The sequence below is a fragment of the Microbulbifer sp. genome, assembly GCF_036563125.1.
Taxonomy (GTDB): Bacteria; Pseudomonadota; Gammaproteobacteria; order Pseudomonadales; family Cellvibrionaceae; genus Microbulbifer.
Genome location: NZ_DATCMV010000090.1, coordinates 1 through 20,803, shown reverse-complemented (window position 1 = coordinate 20,803; position 20,803 = coordinate 1). Strand labels below are relative to the sequence as shown.

The window sequence follows — 20,803 nt, the reverse complement described above, 5'->3', positions numbered from 1 at the left end:
GTTATTCAGGCGCTCCAGCGTGCCTACATCACACCAGTCGCCCGCGTATATTTCCGCCTGCATCAGGTCTTCATTGTGCGCGAAGACTTCACCCAGTCCATAACGCTCGCGGGCATTGGGGTAGCCGGTAAGTATCTGCGGGCGCAGGTAACTGATACCGGCAAATGTATAACGCGGTTTGCTGGTGCCGGAAAGCAGCCCCTCCTCAATACCAAAGTCACCCTCTGGGTTGTGCGGCGGGTTTGGCACCATGAGCAGGCGGCCGGGGCAGTCCTGTGGCAGGGGGCTTTCGATCCAGTGGGAAAAATCAAAGTCGCACCAGACATCGCCATTCACCACCAGAAAAGGCTCATCGCCCAACAGTGGCAGCGCCTTGCTAATACCGCCGGCGGTTTCCAGTGGTTCATTTTCCGCAGAGTAGCGAATCTCGAGCCCGAAGCGCTCGCCGCTGCCGAGGTGATCGCGGATTTGGCTGCCGAGGTGCGCGAGGTTGATGACCACCTGAGACACGCCCGCACTTGCCAGACGCTCGAGGGCGTATTCAATCAATGGCTTGCCCAGTACCGGGATCAACGGCTTGGGCATGCGATCGGTCAGGGGGCGCATGCGCTTGCCAAATCCAGCGGCGAGGACCATGGCCACAGGGGCAGTTTTTGGATGGGCTGTCATGTTCGCGGTTATCGGGATAATTCGGTTTTCGCCGGGCGGCGCTCGCCGGCGGTGCGGTAGTCGCGGTACCAGTCCTGCTGTTCGACAAGTGGCAGGATTTCGGCGCGGAACCAGTCGGCGAACGGCTGCAACTCCGGGTACTTGTCGCTGACTTCCAGGGTGTAACGGATCACCAGCGGCAGATCCGGCAGATAGCCGTGTTTGCCGTCGCGCAGGAACAGGCGCGGGAATAGACCCAGCACCTTGAAGTGGCGCTGCAGGCCGATCCAGTCAAACCAGCGCAGGAAGGTTTCCGGCGCGACTTCCGGAATGATGCCAGCGTCGATGGCGGAGGATGCGTAGGCGAGCGCCCAATTTTCTACCTGCTCCCGCGGCCAGCGGATATAGCAGTCACGCAGCAGGGACGCCAGGTCGTAAGTGACAGGCCCCCATACCGCGTCCTGGAAGTCGACTACACCGGGACGTTCGCCGCTGCGCACCATCAGGTTGCGGCTATGGTAGTCGCGATGTACCAGCACCTGCGGCTGGCTGCTGGCGCTGTCGAGGAGATGGGCAAAAGTGCGTTCCAGCAGCTGGTGCTCATCGGCACTCAGCTCCCGCCCGAGAAGCTTACCGATCAGCCACTCTGGCAGCAGCGACATTTCCATGTGCAGCAGCTCTCGGCTATAGGGCGGAAACATGCCCTCGGCGCGCGGGATCTGCTGCAGGCAGAGCAGTTCGTTGATGACTTCTGCATACAAGCCGGCGACGCTGTCGGGGTTTAGCATCCTCAGCAGCTGGATGTCGCCCAGATCCTCCAGCAGCATGTAGCCGTGTTCGATATCGGCGGCGATCACCAGTGGTGTGTGGATGCCATGGCGACGCAGGTAGTCGGCCAGGGCGACAAAGCGGTTGATGTTGGTTTTGCTCGGCGGCGAGTCCACGGCGATCAGTGTCGGCGCGGTATCGGTACGGAAATAGCGGCGAAAGCCCGCATCACCGGACAGCGGCTGCAGACCGAGAGTACGCTCGAGCGGCGGCACACTCAGGACTTCATGGCCGGACTGCAAGGCGCGGGCGGCCCACTGGCGCAGCGCTTCGCGGCGCTCGTCGGGGGCCTGGGTTACACATTCATTCATCCGCCACCTGCTCTCATCGATACTGCTGATTTGGCGGGATCACTGTCTGCCCGCCTAAAAACTGCGCATTGTAACTGCGCTGGCGGTGCGGATCACCCGCTATTGTTTCCATGGTTACGGCCATTCAAGTAGAATCGACCGCTGATTTTTGCGCACTAGCCTGCCATCGCCGTCACAACTTCCGGTTTTTGTCACAAGCTCTGTCATATTGGCACTGTCACACTGACTGGATACCCGGACGCACGGGCTGCGCAACCGCCTCCGGATCGCGCGCACTCGCCAACGGAACAGACTCTAAAGATAGCCGGAACCATTCACTCGATGCTGGAAGCTTCCCGCTGGCGCCGCCTCGCGCTGGCCATTGGACAATTATCGCGCCCGCGTTCCCTCGCATTCGGCCTGCTTGCGCTCCAGCCCCTATGGGTGCTGTCCGCCGCTGCCGATGACACTCATGACGGGGCCCAACCGGTAGCGCAGCCGCAAGCCAATCCCTACCTGTACCTCGACTGGTTCCCCAAAAGCGAGCTGGACGCGGCCGAACGCAGCCAGTTGGCACCGGTTTGCGGCGGCACCTTTATCGAGCCGACCCGCACCTATCCCAATGCCAATTTGCTGCCGGAAGATGCGCCCCTGCGCGCCACCGCCGACAGTTCCAACTGGCTGGAAGACGGCACCGCGCAACTGCGCGGCAATGTGCACATCACCCAAGGCTACCGCCAGCTGTTCGCGGATCAGGTGGATGTGAACCGGGAAGAGAGCACCGCCTACCTGAGCGGTGCCATCGAAATGCGCGAGCCCAGCCTGCTGGTACGGGGCAAGGCGGCAGAAGTGCACACGGACAGCAAGGCCGCATCCATCGAAGACGCCACCTATGTGGTGCACGACGAGTTTGTACACGGCTCGGCCCGCTTTGCCTCCCGCGAGGCCAGTGGCGAGCTGATTCTGACCGATGGCAGCTACACGCGCTGCGAACCGGACGACGTTTTCTGGCGCATGACTGGTGGCGAAATCACCATCAACAATGTTGAGCGCCAGGGCACTGCACGCAATGTGCGCCTGGAAATCGCCGATGTGCCGGTGTTCTACTTCCCCTATCTGCGCTTCCCGGTGGGCAGCGAGCGTATGTCCGGCTTCCTGTTCCCGAGCATCAGCAACAGCGATGAGAACGGCTGGGATATCGCCGTTCCCTATTACTGGAACATTGCCCCACAGCTGGATGCCACCATTGTGCCCCGCTATGTGCAGTACCGCGGCACCGGGCTGGAACTGGAAACCCGCCACCTGAGCCCCTGGTTCAATACCGAGCTGCGTATGGCCGGTCTGCCCGACGACAAGGGCGGCAACGATGAAGATGCCGAACGCCTGATCAACGAAGGCTTCCCGGAAGATCTGGTACTGCCGGCCAAGGGCGAAGACCGCTGGTTCGTAAACCTGGACCAACTGGGGGGCAACGGTGGCCTGTGGCGCACGCGCATCGACTACACCAAGGTCAGCGACCCGGACTACTTCCGCGACCTCGGCAACGTACAGTTGGACACCCCGCAAACCACCAATCCACGTACCCTCACGGCGCTCAACCAGTCTGCCGAGGCGAGCCTCACCGGCGAGCACTGGCAGGCGAGCATCCGCGCGCAGGAGTACCAGCAGCTGGTCAAGGATCGTTTCGAGAACTTCAGCCAGCTGCCGCGGATCAATCTCGACGGCAACTACAAGTGGGGTGACTGGCAGCTGCTGCTGCAGCATGAAGTGACCAGTTTTGACCACGCCGACACCGAAACCATCCGTTTTATCGCCGATGTAGACGACCCCAACAGCGTCAGGGAAAGCACGCGCAATTTCGTCAATGCTAATCGCGCCCGGATCGATTACAGCTTCGGCTGGGACAAACAGTGGTTGTGGGGCTTTTTCAACCCGGAAATCACCGGCATCTATCTGGGGTATGACGTCGCTAAAACGTTCCTGACAGACCCGGCGGACAATTCCCCGGAAGCGTCCGCGGCCCAGTTCACCATCGATAGCGGGCTGTACTTCGAGCGCTATGGCAATCTGTTCAGTAAAGAGTATGTGCAAACCCTGGAACCGCGCCTGTTTCTGATGGCGAGCACCGAGGCAGACCAGACCGACTTCCTGAATGTGAGTGATATACAGACCGCCGACCCTCTGAGCGACAACCTGCTGTACGACACCTCGCTGTTCACCTTCAGCTACGACCAGCTGTTCCGCGCCAGCCGCTTCAACGGCAACGACCGCATCGACGATGCCGACCGCGCGGCTCTCGGCCTCACCACCCGCTTTATCGATCCCAACAGCGGGCGCGACCTGTTTTCCGCCAGCGCCGGGCAGATCTTCTATTCCGAGGCCAGCCGTATTGAGCTAAGAAATTTTATCCAGGATGTGCCCCGCTCCGAATTCGCTGCACGCCTGGAAAGTCGCCCCATAGATGCCCTGCGTATCAGCAGCGAGGTGATCTACCACGACACCGACCACACCATCAATCGCGGCAACGTGACCCTGCGCTATCTGGACGACGACTTCCGCCTGTTCAACGTGAGCTACCGCTACCTGCGCAAGGAAGAGATCTACGACGCCACTGATTCCTACCTGGTGCAGGGGCCGGTGAAACAGGCGGACGTATCCACCGCCTGGCCCATCAACAGCCGGCTATCCATCCTGGCCCGGGCCGCTTACGATTTCACGTTCGACCGGGAACTGGAATACCTGGCAGGACTCGAATACGACACATGCTGTTATCGCACCCGGTTGCTGTGGCGCCGTGAACTGGATAACGACCTGGCGGATGTGGTGCCACCGGAAGAACTGGAGTTCGACGAAGGCATCTATATTGAATTGCAGTTGAAGGGCCTGGCCGGAATTGGCGGCTCGGTCACCCGGATGCTCAGCCAGGGCATAGCCAACTTTGACCAGAGAGAAGTACTGAAACAGTGATGACAATAATGCAGATGTTCAACTTCCCCCGCCGCGGCCTGCTCGCATTCGCCGCCCTGTGTGCCTTTACCCTGCAGGCCCACGCGCAAATGCAAAAGCTCGACCGGGTTGTGGCCGTGGTGGATGACGACGTGGTCATGGCCAGCGAACTGCAGCAGCGCATGCACACCATCACCCAACAGATTGCCGCACAGAACGTACAGGCTCCGCCCATGGATATTCTGCGCCGCCAGGTGCTGGAACAACTGGTCATTGAGCGCCTGCAGTTGCAGATGGGCGCACGCGCCGGCGTCACCATCCCGGAAGACGAGCTGGACCAGGCCATCGCCCGGGTACAGCAGAACATGGGAATGTCACCCGCAGAATTTCAGCAGAAGCTGGATGCCGACGGCATCTCCAACAATGCCTTCCGCCAGCAGATCCGCCAGGAGCTGATCATTCGCCGCGTGGAACAGGGCAGTGTCGCCCGCCGTATCCAGATCACCGATCAGGACATCAACAACTTCCTGCGCTCCAAAGAGGGCGAGTTCTGGAAATCCCCCCAGTATCAGCTGGGCCACATCCTGATCCCGGTGGGCTCCAGCGCGCCGGCGGAAGAAGTAGCCGCGGCCCGCGCCAAGGCTGAAGCCGTGTATGAAAAGGCCAGCAAGGGCGATGACTTCCGCGCCCTGGCCATCTCCAACTCCGCCGGCCAGAACGCGCTCCAGGGCGGCGACCTCGGCTGGCGCAAGACCGTGGAACTCCCCACCCTGTTTGCCGATGCCCTCGACGGCGTGAAAGTGGGAGAAACCACCAAGCCGTTCCGCAGCGACGCCGGTTTTCACCTGCTGAAAATCCACGAGCAGCGCGGTGCCCAGGAACAGGTGGTGGAGCAGACCAAGGTGCGCCACATTCTGGTGAAGACCTCCGCGATTCGCGACGACGATGCTGCCTACAACCTGCTGACGGAGCTGCGCAGCAAGATCGAGGCCGGCGAACTCAAGTTTGAGGACGCCGCCAAAGACAACTCCGAAGACATCGGCACCATGCTGCAGGGCGGTGACCTCGGCTGGTCCAACCCCGGCCAATTCGTTCCGGAGTTCACCCAGGCCATGAGTAACACTCCGGTGGGCGAGATCAGCATGCCCTTCCGCAGCCAGTTCGGCTGGCACATCCTGCAGGTCGAAGGCCGCCGCCAGCAGGATATGACCGAGCAGTACATCCGCAATCAAGCCGCCAACCTGCTGCGCAACCGCCGCTATGAGGAAGAACTGCAGAACTGGCGCCAGGAAATCCGCGACCAGGCCTATGTGGAAATCAAGCTGCCGGAACTGAAAGACCAGTCCGCGCCCGGTGAAGCCCAGCCAGGCAACACCGAGAACCAGTAACCCCTTACTTACGATGATCCCCCGAATTGCCTTTACTCCCGGCGAACCCGCCGGGATTGGCCCGGAACTCGCCGTCAAACTGGCCTGTTCCGGGCGCGCGCCCGATATCGCCGGCGCGCAGATCATCGCCATTGCCGCCCCCGAGCTGCTGCAGCAGGAGGCAGACCGCCAGGGCAAAGCCCTGCAGTTGCTACCCTTCGATCCAGCACAACCCGCAGAAATCACGCCGGCTGGCAGCCTGCACCTGCTGCCGGTCGCGCTCCCCGAGCCATCCCGCCCCGGGCAGCTCAATCCCGCCAATGGGCCCTATGTCCTCCAGACACTGCGCCTCGCCGCCAGGGGTTGTATGGATCGCACCTTTGACGCCATTGTCACCGGCCCGGTGCACAAGGGCGTGATCAACGATGCCGGAATCCCCTTCAGCGGCCACACCGAATTTTTCGCCGAGCAGGCTGGTGTGGAGAAAGTGGTGATGATGCTGGCCGCTGATGACCTGCGGGTGGCGCTGGCCACCACCCACTTGCCACTGAAAGACGTCAGCGGTGCCATCAGTGGAGCATCCCTGCAACAGGTGCTTACCATCCTGCACCGCAGCCTGCAGCAGCAGTTTCGCATCGAACGCCCGCGTATTGGCGTCTGCGGCCTGAATCCGCACGCCGGTGAAGGCGGACACCTGGGGCGCGAGGAAATCGAGGTCATCGAACCCGCACTCGACACCCTGCGCGCCCTCGGCATGAACCTGATCGGCCCACTGCCTGCCGACACCCTGTTTACCCCGCCGCAACTGGCCCGCTGTGACGCCGTGCTGGCGATGTACCACGACCAGGGTCTGCCGGTGTTAAAATTCAAGGGTTTCGGGCGCGCCATCAATATCACCCTGGGGCTGCCGTTTATCCGCACTTCCGTGGACCACGGCACCGCTCTCAATATTGCCGGCCAAGGCATCGCCGATACCGGCAGCCTGATCGCCGCCCTGAGCCAGGCCGTCGAACTGGCACAACTGCGCCATATTTAATCCGGCGCACCGTAATCTCTCAGCCACACGAATTCATTCATGGACAATTTTTTCCAACACAAGGCGCGCAAGCGCTTCGGCCAGAACTTTCTTGTCGACGAAAACATCATCGAGCGCATTGTGCGCGCCATCGGCCCCAAGGAAACCGACAAACTGGTGGAAATCGGCCCCGGCCAGGGCGCGATCACCGCGCTGCTGCTGGACAAGTGCCCCTCGCTGACGGCGGTGGAACTGGACCGCGACCTGATCCCGATGCTGCAGTTCAAATTTCGCAACTACCCGGAATTCACGATCATCGAGAAGGATGCGCTGAAATTCGATTTCGGCAGCCTCGCACAAGGTGAAGGCGAGCAGCTGCGTATCGTCGGCAACCTGCCGTACAACATCTCCACGCCGCTGTTGTTTCACCTGCTGAGTTTCCGCGGCAAGGTGAAGGACATGCACTTCATGCTGCAGAAGGAAGTGGTGGACCGCCTGAGCGCGGTACCGGGCGCAAAATCCTATGGTCGCCTGAGTGTGATGACCCAGTATTTCTGCCGCGTACAGGGGCTGTTCCCGGTACCGCCGCAGTCGTTCCGCCCTGCCCCCAAGGTGGACTCCGCCATCGTGCGCCTTGTCCCGCACCAGGCACTGCCGCACCCGGCCAATGACGAAGCACTGCTCGAGCGTATTGTCAGCGTCGCCTTCCAGCAGCGCCGCAAGACCCTGCGCAACGCGCTGAAGCCTCTGTTCCCGGAGCTTGACCCGAATCAGTTGCCGCTGGATGCCGGCCGCCGACCGGAGACCCTGAGCGTGAAGGAATATGTGGAGCTGGCGGAATTCTGTAGCAAGCTGACACCATCACCGGATCAACCGCAGTAAACGGGGCAGGTTTTGGCAACTTACGCAATCGGCGACATCCAGGGCTGTCTCGAGCCTCTCGAGAAACTGCTGAAAAAAATCCGCTTCAACGCCGACAAGGATAAGCTGTGGCTGGCCGGCGATATGGTGCACCGCGGCCCGGACAGCCTCGGGACCCTGCGCTTTCTGTATCAACACCGTCACCAGATCACCGCGGTACTGGGTAACCACGACCTGCACCTGCTCGCCATCGCCCACGGCGCCAAACGTCTCACGGACAAGGAACACGACCTGGCGGAGGTCTTGCGCGCGAAAGACGCGGACATCTTGCTGGGCTGGCTGCAGAACCAGCCGCTGATGGTGCACAAAAAAGTCGCCGACAAATACTTCTCCATGGTGCACGCAGGTATCCCACCCATGTGGAGCATGAGCAAGGCACTGGAACTAGCGGGAGAAGTTCACCAGGCCCTGCGCGACCCGTCCATGACCAAGGCCTATTTCTACGGCATGTACGGCAATGAGCCCCACCTGTGGAGCGACCACCTGATCGGCGTGGAGCGCCTGCGCTCCATTACCAACTACTTCACCCGCATGCGTTTCTGCAAGGCGGACGGCACCCTGGATCTTGTCACCAAGCAGGGACCGCTGGCCGCACACCACGACTACAAGCCCTGGTTCAGTTTCAAGGAGCGCAAAACCAGAGACGACCGGATCATTTTCGGGCACTGGGCCGCGCTGGAGGGGGAAGCGCACACAAAAAATGTGTACGCGCTGGATACCGGGTGCGTGTGGGGCGGTTATCTCACCGCCATGCGCCTGGAGGACGAAACCTTCTTCTGTACCGATTGCGCGTTTTAGCGATCGCTACACCTTTCGCGACCAGCCAGCCTGAACAGCTTACCGGCGCTGCCCCGCCCACGTAATCGACCTCCGGCATAAAAAAACGGGCCCGCGGGCCCGTTTTTTTATGCTTCACTGATTTTCAAGATTCAGCCTGCGTACCCCTTGGGATTCTGCGACTGCCAGCGCCAGGTATCTTCCACCATCCGCTTGAGATCGAATTCCGCCTTCCAGCCGAGTTCCTTCTCGGCAAATGCCGGGTCGGCGTAGCATTCAGCGATATCGCCAGCGCGACGGGGTACCACCTTGAAGGGGATTTCTTTTGCCGCCGCCTCGGCGAAGGCGCGCACAATTTCCAGGACCGAGCTACCGCGACCGGTTCCCAGATTGTAGGTATAGCAGCCTGTTTCGGTCTGTGTCTGTTGAAGCTTGTTTAGTGCTGCCAGGTGACCGCGGGCGAGATCGACCACATGGATATAGTCGCGCACACCCGTACCGTCCGGCGTGGGGTAATCGCCACCAAAAACCTGCAGCTGCGGCAACCGTCCCACCGCGACCTGCGCCACATAGGGCAGCAGGTTATTCGGTATTCCCGCCGGGTCTTCACCAATGGTCCCACTCTCGTGGGCACCAATTGGGTTGAAATAGCGTAGCAGGGTGATTTTCCAGGAATTGCCCGGCGCCTTGCACAAGTCACGCAGTATATCTTCCACTATAAGTTTGCTGGCGCCGTAGGGATTGGTTGCGCCGGTGGAGAAATCTTCGCGAATAGGCACACTAGCGGGATCGCCATAGACTGTAGCCGAGGAACTGAAGATCAGTCGATTGACCCTAAATTCTTCCATCACCTCACACAGGGTCAGGGTACCCGCTACGTTGTTCTGGTAATAACGGAGTGGTTGGGCAACAGATTCCCCAACTGCCTTGAGCCCGGCAAAATGAATCACTGCGGAAATATCATACTGGCGGAAAACTTCCCGCAGGCCTTCGGCATCGCGAATATCCACCTTGTGGAATTTCACGGATTTACCGGTAATAACTTCGACCCGCGCCAGAGCCTCCTCACTGCTATTGCACAGATTGTCTACCACGACCGGCTCGAAACCAGCTTCCAGCAACTCCACGCAGGTGTGGCTGCCGATATAGCCGGCGCCTCCGGTGACCAGAACTTTCATGAGTTTCCCTAATTATTCATTTTCACGTCGCGCCCAAAGCCCGATGGGTACAGGCCGCGCTAGACTTATTTATGCTGCATTCGCCGTTTCCGGCAGTGTGCCTTTCCGATGTGAAACGCATTTTACGCGGGAAACGCCCCTCACAAAACTGACGCCAATTTCCACCCATCTTTGATCTATCTGCCGTTGAAGGCCACAGCGCTGACTATCCTGAAAGTGCGGGGACCGCTGTCCCCCTGTTGCGACAGCAGCACCGTCGCGCACTCAATAGGTAATAAAGATAGCGTTCTCGCGCGTCAGCGCTCATTGGCATTCGTTGCGGGATGTTTTCGCGGTCATCACACGCTGCAGCGCAGTCGGCTCTCCACGGCAAGAGGCCGAATTCTGACGCGGTACGCTACAGGGAGTCGTACACCATGTCGATATTCAATCACTATCTGGAACGCTACGAATCGATCCAGGAGGAAGAACTCACCATCCAGGAGTACCTGGAGCTATGCAAGAGCGACCGCAGTGCCTACGCCTCTCCCGCGGAGCGCATGCTGATGGCCATTGGCGAAGCCGAACTGGTCGACACGTCCCGCGACCCACGGCTATCGCGTATTTTCTCCAACAAGGTCATCAAACGCTACAAGGCGTTCAATGAATTCTATGGAATGGAGGAGGCCATCGAGCAGATCGTTTCCTTCTTCCGTCATGCCGCCCAGGGCCTTGAGGAGAAAAAGCAAATTCTGTACCTGTTGGGCCCGGTAGGCGGTGGCAAGTCCTCGCTGGCGGAGCGTCTGAAGGCGCTCATGGAGCAGATCCCAATTTACGCCATTAAAGGTTCACCGGTGTTTGAATCTCCGCTGGCACTGTTCTCACCCAACGAGGACGGCCAGATTCTGGAAGAGGACTACGGTATCCCGCGCCGCTACGTGAACACCATCATGTCCCCATGGGCGGTGAAGCGCCTGCACGAATACAAGGGCGATATCAGCAAATTCAAGGTAATCAAAGTTCGCCCGTCCATTCTCGACCAGGTGGCAATTGCCAAAACCGAGCCCGGCGATGAAAACAACCAGGACATTTCCTCTCTGGTGGGCAAGGTGGATATCCGCAAGCTGGAAGATTTTCCGCAGAACGATCCGGATGCCTACAGCTTCTCTGGCAGCCTGTGCCGCTCCAACCAGGGTCTGATGGAATTTGTGGAGATGTTCAAAGCTCCCATCAAAGTTCTGCATCCGTTGCTGACCGCCACCCAGGAAGGTAACTACAACAGTACCGAAGGCCTGGGCGCTATTCCGTTCAACGGCGTAATCCTCGCCCACTCCAATGAATCTGAGTGGCAGTCCTTCCGCAACAATCGCAACAACGAGGCATTCCTCGACCGCATCTATATCGTCAAGGTGCCGTACTGCCTGCGGGTGAAGGAAGAAATCAAGATTTACGACAAGCTGCTGGAGCACAGCTCACTGGCAAAAGCACCCTGCGCCCCCGATACCCTGCGTATGCTGGCGCAATTCTCGGTTTTGTCACGGGTTAAAAACCCGGAAAACTCCAGCATTTTCTCCAAGATGCGAGTCTATGACGGTGAAAACCTTAAAGACACGGATCCCAAAGCGAAAACCATCCAGGAATACCGCGACAACGCGGGTGTAGATGAAGGCATGACCGGCCTCTCTACCCGCTTCGCGTTCAAGATATTGTCCAAGGTGTTCAACTTCGATGCCACCGAAGTGGCAGCCAATCCCGTGCACCTGCTGTACGTATTGGAACAGCAGATCGAACAGGAGCAGTTCCCACCTGAGCAACAGGAAAACTACCTGGGCTTTATCAAGGAATACCTGGCACCACGCTACGTGGAATTTATCGGTAAGGAAATCCAGACCGCGTACCTGGAATCCTATGCGGAGTATGGTCAGAACCTGTTTGACCGCTATGTAACTTACGCCGATTTCTGGATTCAGGACCAGGAATATCGCGACCCGGAAACCGGTGAAATTCTCGATCGTGCCGCCCTGAACGAGGAGCTGGAAAAAACCGAGAAACCTGCGGGCATTTCCAACCCGAAAGATTTCCGCAACGAGATCGTCAACTTCGTGCTGCGCGCCCGTGCGGGCAACCAGGGCAAGAATCCCGACTGGCGGTCTTACGAGAAATTGCGCGCGGTGATCGAAAAGAAAATGTTCTCCAATACCGAGGATCTGCTTCCGGTTATCTCTTTCAACACCAAGGCCTCCGCGGACGACCAGAAGAAACACGCGGACTTTGTGGCACGAATGGTCGAGCGCGGCTATACCGAGAAGCAGGTGCGACTGCTTTCAGAATGGTATTTGCGGGTGCGTAAATCTCAGTAACTGTTTAGGGGTTAGTGTTTTGAGGTCCTACGGTGGCGGCCCTGCCGCCGGTGGAGCTCTTCGAGACACGCCGTGAACCCATCACTGGGGGCTTGTCCGTCGGATCCCTCCAACGGACAGTCTCGAAGAGCTCCACCGGTGCAGGGCTTTCAGACAACCCCTCCAACTCGGAAATTAGCGAGATTGGAGCTGATTGCTGAACATGTCGAAATTTTTGATCGGCGTAGTAAAGCAACATAAGGCAGTACTATGAGCTACATCATCGACCGTCGCCTTAATGGCAAGAAAAAAAGCACTGTAAACCGCCAGCGTTTTTTACGGCGTTACAAGGCCCATATAAAGAAAGCTGTCGGCGAAGCCATGAATAGCCGGTCCATCACCGACATGGACAAAGGCGAGAAAATCAGCATCCCCACCCGTGACCTCAACGAACCCATATTCTCCCATGGCCGCGGCGGCCATATGGAACAGGTGTTGCCCGGCAATAAGGAATTCATCACTGGAGACCGAATCCCTCGCCCCGGCCAAGGCCAGGGCCAAGGCGGTTCAGGCAGCGGTGCCAGCGACAGCGGCGAAGGCATCGATGAATTCGTATTCCAGATTTCCCAGGAAGAATTTCTCGACTTCATGTTCGAAGGCCTCGAACTGCCGAACATGGTCAAGCGCAAACTCGCGGGCAATGAATCCTTCCAGGTGGTGCGCGCCGGCTTCTGCAACGAGGGCTCACCCGGCCGCTTGAATGTGGTGCGCTCCATGCGTGCAGCCAACGCGCGGCGCATCGCGCTCAGTGGTGGCAAGCGTCGCAATCTGAAAGTTCTGGAACAGGAACTGGAACTAGAGGAAAGCAAGGATCCGGCACTGAAAGATCTGCGCAAGGTGGACGAGTTACGGCTGAAGATCGAAGAGCTGCGCAACCGCGTCAATCGCATTCCGTTTCTCGATGACTTCGACCTCAAGTACAACCTGCTGATCAAGCAGCCGCGGCCGCGCTCGAAGGCCGTGATGTTCTGCCTCATGGATGTATCTGGATCCATGAACCAGGCAACCAAGGACATGGCAAAACGGTTCTTCCTACTGTTGTACCTGTTTTTACAGCGCAGCTACGAATACACCGAGGTGGTGTTCATTCGCCATCACACCAGCGCCAAGGAAGTGGACGAACAGGAATTCTTCTACTCGCGTGAGACCGGCGGCACAATTGTCTCCAGCGCATTGAAAATGATGCGCGACATCATGCGCGACCGCTATCCCGCCAGCGAGTGGAACATCTATGGCGCCCAGGCGTCCGACGGCGACAACTGGAATGACGACTCCAGCACCTGCCACAAGATTCTGATCGACGACATCATGCCGCATGTGCAGTACTACTCCTATGTGGAGATCACCCCGCGGGACCACCAGGCACTGTGGGATGAGTACCAGAGTGTGGAACGGGCATTCCCCGACCATTTCGCCATGGAGCAGATCATCGACGTCAAGGACATCTATCCGGTGTTCCGCCAATTGTTTACCCAGAAGGTGGCCGCCTGATGCTAGATACCACCCTCAACAACAAACAGCCCATCTCCACCACTTCCGAGTGGACCTTCGAACTGGTCCAGGAGTACGACCGGGAAATCGCGCTGCTGGCCAAGGAGTTTGGCCTCGACACCTATCCCAACCAGATTGAGATCATCTGCTCCGAGCAGATGATGGATGCCTATTCCTCGGTGGGTATGCCAGTGGGTTACAACCACTGGTCCTTCGGCAAGCAGTTCATCAGCGTGGAAAACAATTACCAACGCGGGCGCATGGGGTTGGCGTACGAAATCGTCATCAACTCCAATCCCTGCATCGCCTACCTCATGGAAGAGAACACCATGACCATGCAGGCGCTGGTAATTGCGCATGCCTGCTATGGACACAATTCTTTTTTCAAGGGGAATTATCTTTTCCGCACCTGGACCGATGCCAGTAGCATCATCGATTACCTGCTGTTCGCGAAAAACTATATCGCCCGCTGTGAAGAGCGCTACGGTGTGGACGAGGTGGAGTCCCTGCTGGACAGCTGTCACGCACTGATGAATTATGGGGTGGACCGCTACAAACGCCCTTATCCGATTTCTGCCCACGAAGAGGAGCGCCGCCAGAAAGAGCGCGAGGAATATCGCCAGCGACAACTGAACGACTTGTGGCGCACCATACCGAAACTCGGCGGCGCGGAAGAGCAGGTGGCTGTACGCCGCTTCCCGGAAGAGCCGCAGGAAAACCTGCTGTATTTCATAGAAAAAAATGCTCCACTGCTGGAAAACTGGCAGCGGGAACTGGTGCGTATTGTGCGCAAGTTGGCACAGTATTTTTATCCACAGCGCCAGACTCAGGTAATGAACGAAGGCTGGGCGACTTTCTGGCACTACACCTTACTGAATGAACTGTATCAGCGCGGCAAGGTGACGGACGGCTTTATGCTGGAGTTCCTACAGAGCCACACCAGCGTCGTTTACCAGCCACCTTACGACAGCCCCTATTACAACGGCATCAACCCTTACGCACTGGGGTTCAATATTTTCACCGACCTGCGCCGGATTTGTGAAAAACCCACCGAGGAAGACAGAGCCTGGTTCCCCGATATCGCCGGCAGCAACTGGAAAGAGACCCTGCAATTTGCCATGCGGGATTTCAAGGATGAGAGCTTTATCCTGCAGTTCCTGTCGCCCAAGGTGATGCGGGACATGAAGCTTTTCTGTATTTCCGATGACGACCGGGAAAAGGAGATCCTGGTGAACGCCATCCACAATGAAGATGGTTACCGGGAACTGCGTGCGAAACTGGCCGGGCAGTACAATCTGGGTAACCGCGAGCCAAATATTCAGGTGTATTCGGTAAATACCCGTGGCGACCGCTCAATAACGCTGCACCACACCCAGTACCAACGCCGCCCACTGGGCAGGGAAACCGGTGAAGTTCTGAAGCACCTGCACCGCCTATGGGGATTCAATGTACATTTGCACAGCCTGAACGGTGATGAAGTCACAGCGAGTTATCACTGCCCGGAAATAGGCAGGGACAGGTCGGAAGAGGAAGAATCCATGCTGGTGCCCAAGCCGATCTGAAGATCGTCCCGGGCACCAGAGAATTGGCCTGCTAATGAATCGGAAGTATCCCGATAGAGACGATCAGGCATCCAACAGCAGATTGACGCGCCCCACCAATTCACTGCGATCACAGCTGGCGGCAACCACCGCATCGGCACCGGCATCCAGCCAGCGCTGCTGGTTGGTTTCGCCCTGCGGTGCAATCAGCAGTACGCTCAGCGAGGAAAACTCCGCACGGGAGCGAATGGTGTCCAGCACCTGGAAACCATTAACCCCGTCCAGGTTGGTATCCAGTACCAGCATGGTGGGTTTACTGGTGGCAAGCAGAGCGCCGGCGCTAAAACTGTCACCGGCAATGTCCACTTCACACCCAGCCTGTTGCAGCAACTGACGACCAGCGGCCAGTTCCGGTGAATTGGCAACCAGCAAGATCTTGCGCGTGGTGCTCCCGAGCTCTGCGGGCACCGGCATGGCGTTGTCGCGCAGGAAGCCAACAAAGTCCTCCACACAGATGCGGTGATCGCCGCGACCGGGAAGCTTGTACGCCTTCAACTGACCACGCTCAATCCAGCGGATCACGGTACGGAAATTCACCCCACAGTACCGGGCAGCCTCTCCGGTAGTGAGAACATGCACTTCGCTCATTTTATTACTATCCCCCAACGAATCGCGCATTTAGTTATTAATTATGCTGAATTAAACCAAATAATCAGGTGTTAATTCTATGCCTATATATATTTAACGAACCAACCGACACTTCCCTCAATAAAAGTTTGATAGCCAAGGTTGACAGCTAAGACAGGTTAAATAGAATGGACAGCATGTTGCCATAGGTCATTTTATGGCCGGCAACAGGCGCTATCTGCCCCGAACCCGTAGAACTTTGTAACCATCTGCGGAAAATATCGGGCACCTGGCGCACACGAGCTTGTTGGGTTTCTCTCTTCACGAATACCCTAAGACCCTGGGCCCCCTTGTATTTTCGGGGCCTTTTTTTTATCTTCCCGACCCCTGAATTTCCTAGTATTTACCTGGCAAGCGCGACGTTTTGTCGGGAATGACGACATCTATGGCAACCCCTGCCCACTTTTATCCGCTTTTTGCGACCGACTTCGCCTCGGGATCACTGCCGTGAAAACCTATCTGGTTGGCGGTGCCGTGCGCGACAGACTGCTCCAGCGCCCGATTCACGAACGGGACTGGGTGGTGGTCGGCACCACCGAAGCCGAGATGCTGGCTCGCGGCTTCCGCCCGGTGGGCAAGGATTTTCCCGTCTTCTTGCACCCCGACAGCAGCGAGGAGTACGCCCTCGCCCGCACCGAGCGCAAAAGCGGTCATGGCTACGGCGGCTTTACCGTTTATGCCAGTCCTGAGGTCACTCTCGAACAGGACCTTCAGCGCCGCGATCTCACCGTCAACGCGATGGCGGAAACCGAAGACGGCCAGATCATCGATCCCTATAACGGCCAGGCAGACATCCGCGCGCGCAAACTGCGTCACGTCTCTCCAGCATTCAGTGAAGATCCCCTGCGCATCCTGCGGGTGGCGCGCTTTGCCGCGCGCTACGCTCCACTGGGCTTTTCCGTGGCCGATGAAACCATGGCGCTGATGCAGGGCATGGTGGATGCAGGAGAAGTGGAACATCTGGTGCCGGAGCGGGTGTGGAAGGAAGTGAGCCGGGCTCTTACGGAGCCGCGGCCGGATATTTTCATCCAGGTTCTGCGGGACTGCGGCGCCCTCAAGGTGTTGCTGCCGGAGGTCGACTGCCTGTTCGGCGTACCCCAGCCAGCCCTGCACCACCCGGAAATCGACACCGGCGACCACATACTGCGCGCTCTGCGCCAGGCGCCCGCTGATCTGCCGGTTCGCTTCGCGGTGCTGGTACACGACCTCGGCAAGGGCATAACGCCCGAGCATGTACTGCCCAGCCACCGCGGCCACGAGGCCGCCGGCCTGCCGCTGGTGAAGGACGTATGCCAAAGGTTGCGGGTGCCCAACCCGATTACCGCGCTGTCACTCGGGGTGTGCGAGTACCACCTCCACTGCCACAAGGCGTTTGACCTGCGCCCGCACACCATCCTGAAAATACTGCGCGCCCTCGACGCCCTGCGCCGGCCCGAGCGCTTCGAGCAGTTTCTGGAAAGCTGTGAGGCCGACGCCCGCGGCCGCCTGGGACTTGAGGATCGGGAGTACCGGCAGGTGGATTACCTGCGCGCTGCCCGTGAAGCTGCGGCCGGGGTAAACCCGCAGGCACTGATCGCACAGGGATTCGAGGGTGCGGAACTGGGCAAGGCCCTGGACCGCGCGCGACTCGACGCCCTGTCCACACTCAAGAAAACCTACGGCGCACCGGGGCAAGCCTAAGCACGCAGCCATGCGTGGAAGCGCGAGCTAACGAAAACGCGAAATCGTCAGGCATAACGAGTAAACCCAGCCTTTAACGGACACAACCATGGCTACAGCCCTGATCACCGGCGCCGCTGCCCGCCTCGGGCGCGCCATCGCCGAAGAGCTACATCTGGACCACCGCGTCGTCATCCACTACCGCAACTCCGAACAGGCGGCACTGGCGCTGGTGGAGGAGCTCAACCGCCGGCGACCGGGCTCTGCCGCAGCGGTCCACAGCGACCTCGCCACCGCAGCGGATTGCCAGCAGCTGGCGGAAACCGCACTCGCCTGCTTTGGCGAGGTTTCGCTACTGGTTAACAACGCCTCCGCCTTCTTCCCCACCCCCATCGGCAGCGCGGACGAGCAGCAGTGGGATGCGCTGATCGGCAGCAACCTGAAAGCACCCTTCTTTTTGAGCCAGGCATTGGCTCCAGCTCTGACCAGATCCCGCGGCAGCATCGTCAACCTGGCAGATATCCACGCGGACAAGCCCATGCCCGCGCACACTATCTACTGTGCCGCCAAGGCGGGCCTGGTCATGCTGACCAAAAGCATGGCGCGGGAGCTGGCACCGGGCGTGCGGGTCAACGCCGTCGCCCCCGGTGCAATTCTGTGGCCGGAACAGGAGAGCGAAGGCTATAACAAGGGGCAGATACTGGCGCGCATTCCCATGCAACGCAGCGGTGACCCATCGGACATCGCCCGCACAGTGCGCTTCCTGGCGGCGGACGCGCCCTACATTACTGGCCAGGTGATCGCGGTCGATGGCGGCCGCAGCCTGAATATCTGATTCTTTAATGCTTGAGGTAACGCAGTGAGCGAAAAGCAATTTATTTCCGCCCAATCCCTGCTGGACGATTCCTACACATTGGCCCTCAAGGTCGTGGAAAGCGGCTTTCGCCCGGACTATATCGTCGGCGTGTGGCGCGGGGGCGCCCCCATCGGCATCGCCGTGCAAGAAATGTTCGACTTCCTCGGCTTCCACGCCGACCACATTGCCATTCGCACCTCCTCTTACGCCGGCGTGGATCAACGTCAGAAAGAGGTGAAAGTGCACGGCCTCACCTACTTGATCAAGCAGGTGGAATCCCATGAAAAGATGTTGATCGTGGATGACGTGTACGACACCGGCCTCAGCATCCAGCAGGCCATCGGCGATTTACGCAAGGCGTGCAAGAAAAACACCCCGGAAATTCGTATTGCCTGCCCCTACTTCAAGCCCAGTCGCAACCAGACAGATGCTACGCCCGACTACTATCTGCACGAGACCGACCGCTGGCTGGTCTTCCCGCACGAATTGAAGGGCCTGGACGAAAAAGAACTGCTGGAAAACAAACCGGAATTGCGCAAGCACGAAGAACTGTTGCGCAAGCTGAAGAACAGAAAGTAACTTGATGCGGAAAGGTCAGTCGTTGCGATCCAGCGGCTGACCTTCCTTGTCTACAAACAGCACATCCCGCACCCCCAGTGCCGCGCCCTGCGCGCTCTGCACCGCCACCGGCGAGATAGGCACGCCACTGCCGCGCTCCACCAGCCGCATTTCATCCTTGTTGCCATTCCACCGCTCGCTCCACTGGCGCAACGCCACTACCACCGGAAACAGATCCCGGCCCTTGTCCGTCAGGCGGTATTCGTAGCGAGTGCCGTGCTCGCCCACGTCTACACGGATCATCACCCCGTTATCCACCAGTCGGGACAGGCGGTCACACAGAATGTTCTTGGCGATCCCCAGAGAACTCTGAAAATCCACGAAACGCCGGGTACCCAGCATCGCCTGCTTGATTACCAGCAGGGACCACCAGTCACCGACCTCATTCAGTGCGCAGGCTACCGAGCAGCCCAGATCATCAAAACGTTTACGTGCCATGGGACGCAGTATACGCGAAAAGGGTTGCATTAAGAAACCAAATCCAGTTTCATTACGCAACCTTATTTCGGGCTGCCGGTCACAAAGCCGCGCCGGCCCATCGAATTCCAGAAATCGGGAGAATGCTATGAGTGGTACCCTGGACAGCCTGCTACGCCCCTTCGAACACAAATCCCTGAAACTGCGCAACCGGGTGGCCATGGCCCCCATGACCCGCACTGCGTCCCCGGGCTATATCGCGAATGACCAGGTAGCCGGCTACTACCGCCGCCGCGCCGAAGGTGAAGTGGGCCTGATCATCACCGAGGGCACCTTCGTCGATGGCAAGGCCTCCAACGGCTACGAGAATGTCCCGGCCATTTACGGTGACGAGGCCCTGGCCGGTTGGAAGAAGGTGGTGGACGAGGTGCACGCCGCTGGCGGCCAGATCATTCCGCAGCTTTGGCATGTCGGCTCTGTGCGTAAAGAAGGGACCGGCCCGGACAAGACCGTACCCGGTTACTCTCCATCCGGCCTGTTCAAACCCGGCAAGGCCAGCGGCCATGCCATGACCAAGGAAGATATCCAGGACGTGGTGCGCGCCTTCGCGGACGCGGCCAAAGCGGCCAAGGGCGCCGGCTTCGATGGAGTGGAAATCCACGGCGCCCACGGTTACCTCATTGACCAATTTTTCTGGGAAGGCACCAACCAGCGTGACGACGAGTACGGTGGCTCTATTGAAAACCGCACCCGCTTTGCCGTTGAGATCGTGAAAGCCGTGCGCGACGCGGTGGGTGAAGACTTCGCCATCGTACTGCGCTACTCCCAGTGGAAACAGCAGGACTACGAAGCGCGCCTGGCACAAACCCCGGAAGAGCTGAAGCGCTTCCTGACACCACTGGTTGAGGCCGGTGTGGATATCTTCCATGCGTCCACAAGACGCTTCTGGGTGCCGGAATTTGAAGGTTCCGATATGAACCTGGCGGGCTGGACCAAGGAACTCACCGGCAAACCGGTCATTTCCGTGGGCAGCGTCGGTCTCGACGATGACTTTATCGGCGGCAACAACCAGGGTATGGGCGGCACCGCCAACCCCACCGGCCTGGATGAACTGGTGCGCCGTATGGACAACAACGAGTTCGACATGATCGCCGTGGGCCGCGCGCTGCTGCAGGACCCGAACTGG

The 20,803-nt window shown here is 58.9% G+C and carries 17 protein-coding genes; 12 read left to right on the top strand and 5 right to left on the bottom strand.

Annotated features, from left to right (window positions below; all coding sequences use genetic code 11):
- Window positions 1–669, bottom strand: a 669-nt coding sequence (murU, locus tag VIL80_RS07175; protein ID WP_332035438.1) for an N-acetylmuramate alpha-1-phosphate uridylyltransferase MurU, incomplete at its 3' end; no start/stop codon positions are given.
- A gap of 8 nt (window positions 670–677) precedes the next feature.
- Window positions 678–1,787, bottom strand: coding sequence for an aminoglycoside phosphotransferase family protein (locus VIL80_RS07170; protein WP_332035437.1), 1,110 nt, complete (start codon window positions 1,785–1,787; stop codon window positions 678–680).
- Between the two features lie 321 nt (window positions 1,788–2,108).
- Here VIL80_RS07170 and lptD point away from each other — a divergent pair, with 321 nt between their 5' ends.
- The 5 genes from lptD to VIL80_RS07145 are packed head-to-tail and all read left to right on the top strand — an operon-like array spanning window position 2,109 to window position 8,813.
- Window positions 2,109–4,733 carry an LPS-assembly protein LptD gene (gene lptD, locus VIL80_RS07165; protein ID WP_332035436.1) on the top strand — a complete coding sequence of 875 codons (2,625 nt, stop codon included), beginning with the start codon at window positions 2,109–2,111 and terminating at the stop codon, window positions 4,731–4,733.
- The gene (locus tag VIL80_RS07160; protein ID WP_332035435.1) at window positions 4,733–6,100 is read left to right on the top strand and encodes a peptidylprolyl isomerase; all 1,368 of its coding nucleotides are present in this window, start codon (window positions 4,733–4,735) and stop codon (window positions 6,098–6,100) included. Before lptD ends, VIL80_RS07160 begins: the two co-directional genes overlap by 1 nt.
- Window positions 6,101–6,113: 13 nt before the next feature.
- Window positions 6,114–7,115, top strand: coding sequence for a 4-hydroxythreonine-4-phosphate dehydrogenase PdxA (pdxA, locus tag VIL80_RS07155; RefSeq protein WP_332035434.1), 1,002 nt, complete (start codon window positions 6,114–6,116; stop codon window positions 7,113–7,115).
- Between the two features lie 39 nt (window positions 7,116–7,154).
- Window positions 7,155–7,976, top strand: a complete 822-nt coding sequence (gene rsmA, locus VIL80_RS07150; RefSeq protein ID WP_332035433.1) for a 16S rRNA (adenine(1518)-N(6)/adenine(1519)-N(6))-dimethyltransferase RsmA — start codon at window positions 7,155–7,157, stop codon at window positions 7,974–7,976.
- Window positions 7,977–7,988: 12 nt separating this feature from the next.
- Window positions 7,989–8,813 carry a symmetrical bis(5'-nucleosyl)-tetraphosphatase gene (locus VIL80_RS07145; protein ID WP_332035432.1) on the top strand — a complete coding sequence of 275 codons (825 nt, stop codon included), beginning with the start codon at window positions 7,989–7,991 and terminating at the stop codon, window positions 8,811–8,813.
- Window positions 8,814–8,944: 131 nt separating this feature from the next.
- On the opposite strand, the gene galE is transcribed toward VIL80_RS07145, so the two are convergent.
- Complete coding sequence (galE, locus tag VIL80_RS07140) at window positions 8,945–9,970, bottom strand: UDP-glucose 4-epimerase GalE (protein ID WP_332035431.1); 1,026 nt, start codon at window positions 9,968–9,970, stop codon at window positions 8,945–8,947.
- Window positions 9,971–10,386: 416 nt separating this feature from the next.
- Here galE and VIL80_RS07135 point away from each other — a divergent pair, with 416 nt between their 5' ends.
- The 3 genes from VIL80_RS07135 to VIL80_RS07125 all read left to right on the top strand — a co-directional run bounded on the left by VIL80_RS07135 (window position 10,387) and on the right by VIL80_RS07125 (window position 15,401).
- Window positions 10,387–12,309, top strand: coding sequence for a PrkA family serine protein kinase (locus tag VIL80_RS07135; protein WP_332035430.1), 1,923 nt, complete (start codon window positions 10,387–10,389; stop codon window positions 12,307–12,309).
- Window positions 12,310–12,558: 249 nt separating this feature from the next.
- Window positions 12,559–13,839, top strand: coding sequence for a YeaH/YhbH family protein (locus VIL80_RS07130; protein ID WP_332035429.1), 1,281 nt, complete (start codon window positions 12,559–12,561; stop codon window positions 13,837–13,839).
- Window positions 13,839–15,401, top strand: coding sequence for a SpoVR family protein (locus VIL80_RS07125; RefSeq protein WP_332035428.1), 1,563 nt, complete (start codon window positions 13,839–13,841; stop codon window positions 15,399–15,401). Before VIL80_RS07130 ends, VIL80_RS07125 begins: the two co-directional genes overlap by 1 nt.
- Before the next feature lie 63 nt (window positions 15,402–15,464).
- On the opposite strand, the gene VIL80_RS07120 is transcribed toward VIL80_RS07125, so the two are convergent.
- Entirely contained in the window at window positions 15,465–16,028 is a 564-nt protein-coding gene (locus tag VIL80_RS07120; RefSeq protein WP_332035427.1) for a response regulator, read from the bottom strand.
- 486 nt (window positions 16,029–16,514) lie between these two features.
- Between VIL80_RS07120 and VIL80_RS07115 the strand changes: the two genes are divergently transcribed.
- The 3 genes from VIL80_RS07115 to VIL80_RS07105 all read left to right on the top strand — a co-directional run bounded on the left by VIL80_RS07115 (window position 16,515) and on the right by VIL80_RS07105 (window position 19,161).
- Complete coding sequence (locus VIL80_RS07115) at window positions 16,515–17,747, top strand: multifunctional CCA addition/repair protein (protein WP_332035426.1); 1,233 nt, start codon at window positions 16,515–16,517, stop codon at window positions 17,745–17,747.
- Between the two features lie 88 nt (window positions 17,748–17,835).
- Complete coding sequence (locus VIL80_RS07110; RefSeq protein ID WP_332035425.1) at window positions 17,836–18,561, top strand: pteridine reductase; 726 nt, start codon at window positions 17,836–17,838, stop codon at window positions 18,559–18,561.
- A gap of 24 nt (window positions 18,562–18,585) precedes the next feature.
- On the top strand, window positions 18,586–19,161 hold the full coding sequence (locus VIL80_RS07105; protein WP_332035424.1) for a phosphoribosyltransferase: 576 nt from the start codon (window positions 18,586–18,588) through the stop codon (window positions 19,159–19,161).
- Window positions 19,162–19,176: 15 nt separating this feature from the next.
- Here VIL80_RS07105 and VIL80_RS07100 read toward each other — a convergent pair whose 3' ends face one another.
- Complete coding sequence (locus VIL80_RS07100) at window positions 19,177–19,638, bottom strand: winged helix-turn-helix transcriptional regulator (protein WP_332035423.1); 462 nt, start codon at window positions 19,636–19,638, stop codon at window positions 19,177–19,179.
- Window positions 19,639–19,765: 127 nt separating this feature from the next.
- Here VIL80_RS07100 and VIL80_RS07095 point away from each other — a divergent pair.
- Window positions 19,766–20,803, top strand: a 1,038-nt coding sequence (locus tag VIL80_RS07095) for an NADH:flavin oxidoreductase (RefSeq protein WP_332035422.1), incomplete at its 3' end; no start/stop codon positions are given.